The following is a 1064-nucleotide window of genomic DNA, read 5'->3' as shown; positions in this document are numbered from 1 at the left end:
CCCCCGCTCCCGCTCCCGCTCCCGCAACGGTGTACTACGCGAACTGCGCCGCCGCCCGTGCCGCCGGTGCCGCGCCGCTGCGGGCCGGCCAGCCGGGCTACCGCGCAAAGATGGACGGCGACCGCGACGGCGTCGCCTGCGAATAGCGGTATTGAGCCCGGCCCCGATCCAGTGAAGCCCTAATTCTTCGGGAGCGCATCCAGCAGCCGGGCGCAGCGGATGAAGCCCAGGTGTGAGTACGCCTGCGGGTGGTTCCCGAGGTGGGTTTCGGTGCCGGGGTCGTACTCCTCCGGCAGCAGCCCCGTGGGACCGAACAGGTTGACCAGCTGGTCGAACAGGTCCCAGGCCTCCTCGATCCGGCCCACCGCGACGTAGGCCTCGATCAGCCACGTCGTGCAGATGTGGAAGCCGCCCTCCAAGCCCGGGAGTCCGTCGTCGTACCGGTAGCGGAACACGGTGGGACCCACCCGCAGTTCCCGTTCCACCGCCGTGACGGTGTCCAGGAAGCGCTGGTCTGAAACGTCGAGGAGCCCGGAGAGCCCGATGTGCAGCACGGCCGCGTCCAGGTCCGGGCTGTCGTAGGCCACGGTGTAGGAGGCGGCGCTCTCGTCCCAGCCTTCGCGCAGGACTTCCTCCCGGATGGTCGCGGCCGCCGGTTCCCACTCCGGAAGCGGTGTCCGGCCGTGCCGGGCGGCGGTGCGCAGAGCCCGGTCCAGCGCCACCCAGCACATCACCTTGGTGTAGATGTGATGCCGCGGTGCCCGCCTGGCCTCCCAGATCCCGTGGTCGGCCTCGTGCCAGCGGGCCAGGACGGCCGAGGCCATCTGGACCATCAGCTCCCAGTGGGCATCGGCCAGGACCCCCTGCCGCGCGCTGAGGGAATCGATGAGTTCGGCGACCGGGCCGAAGACGTCCAGCTGCACCTGGTGGTCCGCGGCGTTGCCGATCCGCACCGGCCGGGAGCCCGCGTAACCGGGCAGGCTTTCGATGATCGCCTCGGTGGACAGCGGCGCGCCCGTGACCGAATACAGCGGGTGCAGCCACTCCGGGCCGGGGGCGTGGGC

Annotated in this window: 2 protein-coding genes; one reads left to right on the top strand and one right to left on the bottom strand. The window is 71.2% G+C overall.

What is annotated here, in order from left to right; all coding sequences use genetic code 11:
• The first annotated feature begins 29 nt into the window (after positions 1 to 29).
• On the top strand, positions 30 to 146 hold the full coding sequence (locus tag AC6EUH_RS18265) for an excalibur calcium-binding domain-containing protein (protein ID WP_499739503.1): 117 nt from the start codon (positions 30 to 32) through the stop codon (positions 144 to 146).
• 33 nt (positions 147 to 179) lie between these two features.
• On the opposite strand, the gene AC6EUH_RS18260 is transcribed toward AC6EUH_RS18265, so the two are convergent.
• A partial coding sequence (locus AC6EUH_RS18260; protein WP_499739502.1) for a glycoside hydrolase family 15 protein occupies positions 180 to 1064 on the bottom strand: 885 nt, incomplete at its 5' end.

This window comes from Arthrobacter sp. 001422645, from assembly GCF_059816125.1.
This window is presented reverse-complemented; position numbering and strand designations above follow the sequence as displayed.